Source organism: Thermoactinomyces sp. CICC 23799 (assembly GCF_016055145.1).
Lineage (GTDB): Bacteria > Bacillota > Bacilli > Thermoactinomycetales > Thermoactinomycetaceae > Thermoactinomyces > Thermoactinomyces intermedius.
Genome location: NZ_JAECVV010000016.1, coordinates 1 through 5,297 on the forward strand (window position 1 = coordinate 1; position 5,297 = coordinate 5,297).

5 protein-coding genes are annotated in these 5,297 nt (G+C 35.4%); 4 read left to right on the plus strand and 1 reads right to left on the minus strand.

Going from position 1 to position 5,297, the window contains the following annotated elements; all coding sequences use genetic code 11:
- The first annotated feature begins 289 nt into the window (after nucleotides 1-289).
- Genes I8U21_RS14590 through I8U21_RS14600 form a run of 3 tightly spaced genes read left to right on the plus strand, consistent with a single transcriptional unit; the run spans nucleotide 290 to nucleotide 2,174 of the window.
- Nucleotides 290-670: a GntR family transcriptional regulator gene (locus I8U21_RS14590; RefSeq protein ID WP_061579874.1), complete on the plus strand. Its 381-nt coding sequence runs from the start codon at nucleotides 290-292 to the stop codon at nucleotides 668-670.
- The gene (locus tag I8U21_RS14595; protein WP_108438107.1) at nucleotides 670-1,524 is read left to right on the plus strand and encodes an ABC transporter ATP-binding protein; all 855 of its coding nucleotides are present in this window, start codon (nucleotides 670-672) and stop codon (nucleotides 1,522-1,524) included. The genes I8U21_RS14590 and I8U21_RS14595 overlap by 1 nt, the downstream gene beginning before the upstream one ends.
- 2 nt (nucleotides 1,525-1,526) lie before the next feature.
- On the plus strand, nucleotides 1,527-2,174 hold the full coding sequence (locus I8U21_RS14600; RefSeq protein WP_198054188.1) for an ABC-2 transporter permease: 648 nt from the start codon (nucleotides 1,527-1,529) through the stop codon (nucleotides 2,172-2,174).
- Between the two features lie 321 nt (nucleotides 2,175-2,495).
- On the opposite strand, the gene I8U21_RS14605 is transcribed toward I8U21_RS14600, so the two are convergent.
- Nucleotides 2,496-3,410 (minus strand): tyrosine-type recombinase/integrase, encoded by a 915-nt coding sequence (locus I8U21_RS14605; protein ID WP_099233685.1) that lies wholly within the window; start codon nucleotides 3,408-3,410, stop codon nucleotides 2,496-2,498.
- Between the two features lie 357 nt (nucleotides 3,411-3,767).
- On the opposite strand from I8U21_RS14605, the gene I8U21_RS14610 reads away from it, so the two are divergent.
- Nucleotides 3,768-4,385, plus strand: a complete 618-nt coding sequence (locus I8U21_RS14610) for an FMN-binding negative transcriptional regulator (RefSeq protein WP_181732903.1) — start codon at nucleotides 3,768-3,770, stop codon at nucleotides 4,383-4,385.
- The last annotated feature ends 912 nt before the right edge of the window (nucleotides 4,386-5,297 follow it).

A 5,297-nucleotide genomic window follows, 5' to 3' on the forward strand; every position in this document is an offset into this window, starting at 1 on the left:
CGAGGATTTGCCGAAGCGCAAGAAGCCCTTCAACGAATGTTTGAAGAACGTTATTGTTAACCAAATATTGTAAATAAACAAAATAAGGGGATTTTCCCCTTCCACACAAGAGACTGAATATTCAGTCTCTTGTGTGAAGGAAACCGGTTCCCTATCCATTCCAAATCCATTTCAGAGATACCCTATCTATCTTACATTACACAAAATTCTTGACGGTACCATTGTAAACTTTGTATATTATGTATATAGTGTATATGTAATACATATACAGTTAAAAGAGGTTTTTTCTATGAAAATAATTATTAAAAACGGTTCCGAACAACCTTTATATCAACAAATAAAAGATCAAATTAAAGATGCCATTCTCCGTCAAGAATTAAAAGAAGGAGAAAAACTACCTTCCATTCGTTCATTAGCAAATAATTTGCATGTTAGTGTTCTTACAACGAAAAGAGTATATGAAGAGTTAGAGAAAGAAGGCTTTATTGTAACTATTGTAGGAAAGGGGTCATTTGTAGCGTCTGAAAACATGGAAATGTTATCGGAATTTAAAAGGCATCTGGTGGAAAAAAAACTCTCAGAAGTGTGGCAAATGGCTAAAACTCTTGGAATAAATAAAGAAGAACTTTACTCAATGATGGATATCATTTTTGAAGAGGATGATGAATGATGAAAGCCGTTTTAGAGGTAAATAACTTAAAAAAAGAGTTAGGTAGTTTCAGCTTAGAACAATTAACTTTTTCACTAAAGGAAGGCTGCATAACAGGATTTATCGGTGTAAATGGTTCTGGGAAAACAACAACAATTAAAACCATTCTTGGACTTTATCCAAAAGATGACGGTAGCATTAAATTTTTTGGCAAAGAGATAGAAAAAAATGAATACGAAATAAAAAATCGCATTGGTGTAGTTTTAGACGAAGGCTATTTTTATGAAGAGATGACATTGAAAGAAATGAAGAGTATTATTGCCCCGGCATATACGAATTGGGATGAATCTGTTTTCTTAAACTACATAAATCGTTTCAATTTAAAATTAGACCAGAAAATTGCCACTTTATCGAAAGGTATGCGTATGAAATTTGCTATTACTTTAGCTCTATCTCACCATGCGGATTTATTAATAATGGATGAACCAACAAGTGGGCTTGATCCATTAATTCGTAATGAGTTAATGGAAATACTTTTAGATTTCATGGAGGAAGAGGGGAAAAGTGTTTTCTTTTCTACTCATATTACATCTGATTTAGAGAAAGTAGCAGATATGCTTATTCTAATCGACAATGGCGAAATCGTATTCAATGAAAGTAAAGACGAACTATTAGAAAGACACGCTTTGATAAAAGGTGATAATAGTTTAATAAATGAACACTCGACTAAATTATTTTTAAGATTACGTCAAACACCATTTGGATTCCAAGGAATTACTAATAAAGTAGACCAAGTTTGTGAGCAAATGAAAGATATTATTATAGAAAGACCCACCATTGAAGATGTAATGTTGGCTTATGTAAAGGAGGGATAAAATTGTTACTTCATCTCGTTAAAAAAGATTTAATTTTGGCAAAAGAGTATCTATTGGTTATGCTTATTTTTGCAATTGTAGCACCTATATTTATCAATTCAAAATTAGGATTAAGTAACGGCAGCTTTATAAGTTTTCTTATTACTGTTTTATTTGTGGAATATATTTTGTTTAATATGATTTCGCTTCAAGAAGATAAATATAAAGGATCAGCTCTCCTTTGTATAACTCCACATACTCGAAATGGTGTTATTAAAGCAAAATACGTATTTATTCTCGTGATTTTTATTGCGTGCTTTCTTTTATATAATCTTGCTGCAGCGATTGGTGCATCATATGGATTAACACGGTTAAGTATTTATAGTGTAGGAGTAGCTCTTCTTATTATTTCTGTTTTTTTCAGTATATTAATTCCTGTTCAAACCAAATTTGGGTATGAAAAAACAAAATATATTTTTTTCATTATGATCTTTTTAACTCCGTTTACGCTGCCAACTATTATTGAATGGTATCAAAATAATAATATTTTCAATATTGACTTACCAATACCCCAATCTATAAAGGTTTGGATACCTTTTGTTATAGCCGTTTTGATGGCATCGATTTCAATGCTCATATCAATCCGAATCTTTTCAAAGAAAAACTTATAATCATACTCGTGGTGCTAGTTGAGTCTTAACGCTCAACTAGCCAAATTACCCGTAATCATAAACAGTTTCTGCTTCAGTCGCCGATTCAACTCCACGAGGACATGGATCATGTTATTTGAACCCATAGTGAACAAAAAAGATTCATTTTCAATCAACTAAATCGTACCAAGGAACGCAATCCGGCGGCTTTGAAACGGCTAGCCAATGGAGATCCGACAATACTACGCATGTAAAACGCATTGTCTCCAAAATACCTGTCAATGATTTGCAATGAATCCATCATCGATCGGTTTCCTCCCTTATGGAATGAAATGATTCAGATTAAAACTTCGGCAACGCCTCTACAGCATCCGCCAAATCACTATAGCTGTCTTTTAAGTATCGGGACGTTGTGGCGATATTACTGTGGCCGGCAAGCCGCCGCACTTTCTCAATGTCGTTGTTCGTCGCCTTTAACATCCACTTACAAAACGTATGCCGGAACATATGGGGCGTCAGTTTTTTATTCGGCAGGCTGTAGCTTTCAATCATTCGCTGAATGCCCCTTACGGAAAACTTCGGTGAGCGCTGGCTGTAAAAGACATATGGCGATTCGGCCACATGCGGTTTCTTTTTCGCCATTTCCGCGCGAAATTGCAACCAATCCTCGAGTTCCGCCAGTAAGATATTCGAGATCGGCACTGTTCTTACCTTCATCCCTTTTCCCACGATTCGAATTCGTTTCATCTCTAAATCTAAGTCCGTTAATTTTAAATTGGATAACTCTTCCACTCGCAATCCCGCATAGGTAAGCAAATACACCACCGCACGGTCCCGGCGATATTTCTCCTCGGGATCAACTCCCCGGCTTTGCACCGGTTTTTTCCGCATCCGATGCAATAAGTCCTCGAATTCTTCTTCCGTTAGCCACATAATTTTTTCGTTATCTTCATCGGCCGATTTTAAATCCTGGATATCTTTCATTGGGTTCTGTTCGAGCTTGTAATGTTCGACCGCCCACGCATAAAAGCTCCGCAGCGAATTGAGCCGGCGATTGATCGTGGAAATGGCCAACGGTTTCCCTTCCGCCGGATTCAACATTTGCTGGATCCATTTGCGAATATCGGCCGTTGTGACGTAATCACCTGGACGAATATGTAAATCGTTGAAGAAGATATTCAAGTCATTCGTGTAGGAGATGATCGTGTTCGGGGAAGCTCCCTTTTCTTGAAGATAAGTGACATACTCGTTGAGCATCTTTTTCACCCTTTCACTTATACGACGAGTTTAAAAGGATTCGAAGAGCAAATAATCACTTCGAAAAATAACATTATATGACGAGTATATCATAAAAAAGAATAGATTGTTAGACATATAATGTAAATTATGTGATTAGTTTAATCGCACAAAAAGTAGAATTAAAGATAAAGTGGGGAAATTATGTGGTAAATAAGAGTAAAAATAATATAAATTTATTTAATTATAAAAAATTATTGGTATAATCTATTATGTGACAGGGGTCGTCATAAAGTGATTTGTCTAAATAGTACCTATTATCGTTCTTTACTTTTTTAATCATTATCCGATTCCATAGTTAGAAAAGGAAGGGAGAACATGTATATTCCTTCACACTTCCAAATACAAGATGAAGATGTTATTTACGATATTATCGAAAACAATAGTTTTGCTACACTGTTTTCTCAACATAATGGAAATCCATTCGCAACCCACCTACCACTAACGTTTGATAAGAATAAAGAATACTTATATGGGCATTTTGCACGTCCTAATCCTCAATGGAATGATATAGAAAATCAGGATGTCTTAGCAATTTTTCATGGTCCACATTGCTATATCTCACCATCTTGGTACGAGACAAATATAGCAGTCCCTACATGGAATTATGTAGCTGTTCATGTATACGGAAGAGTAAAGATTGTAGACAATGAACAAGAATTAATGAATTCCCTGCGTGACATGGTATTGAAATATGAAGAACCAAATAGTTCATACAAATTAGATCAAGTGGATTCTAAATATTTAGAGAGTATGACTAAAGGAATTGTAGGATTCAAAATCAAAATTAATAAAATCGAAGGTAAGGCAAAGTTGAGTCAAAACCACTCAGTAGAACGGCAAAAACTTATTATTCAGCGATTAGAACAAATTACTAATGAAGATAACCAAAAAATTGCTTCTCTGATGAAAGAGAACCTTAGAAAAAAATCTTAAGTTTTTATCGTACCTATGAGAAACAAAAAACCGGATCAACACAAAACCCACTGATTTTTCAGCGGGTTTTATCATCGGTTCAGCACCTGACGACCAGGCATTTTTTCTTTTTGATCGGGCTTTTTCTCTTCTCCTGCCGATGCAATGAGCAGCTACCTAGAGTTGTTTCGCATGGCTGCGGAATGAGTCCGCTTGCACCGTGCTTCATTGAACAGACCGAGCGCCGGTCTTTGCAGGCTTCAGCCAGATTGCCATAGGCAAGGAGGCGGTCAGCCGAAAAGACCGGCGTGGCTTTTTCTGCAAAAGTAATAGACTATATTTTGGAATTTAGCTATCGATAACATAACAAAACAATATTAATGACCCGTGGTGCTAGTTGAGTCTTAACGCTCAACTAGCACCACGGGTTTAAAATATAAAGTTATGGTAATTTTTTGTTAAAAAGTTATAAATCTACATAGGAGGTATGATAAATGATATTTCAGAGAATAATATTACCTTCAATAACATTGCTATTGGTGATCTGTCACATAACTATTCTCTATTTTTGGGTTTTTGATTGGAAAAAACTAGTTGATAATTATGGTTTAACTATTTGGATTGGTTCAACTTTTTTAGGCATTTTAATCTATTTGACTTACCGAACTTTAAAATCTAAGACGAAAATATTTATAGTTGCCAAGAAGGGTTTCAATCCTCTAGAAGAGGTGTAACCATTTTGACGATGTAGGCATGTATTACGTTTTTGGTTTGCCTAGAGATTCAGTTTCAATCCTCTAGAAGAGGTGTAACCATTTTGACTGCATGCGTCTGAAACCCTTGACACGCTTGAGGTTCAATATCGTTTTTCGAGCACCTTCGTTTTTTAAAGAGCATTTAAGTTATTTTTTATGTATCAGCTCAAAACGAAGT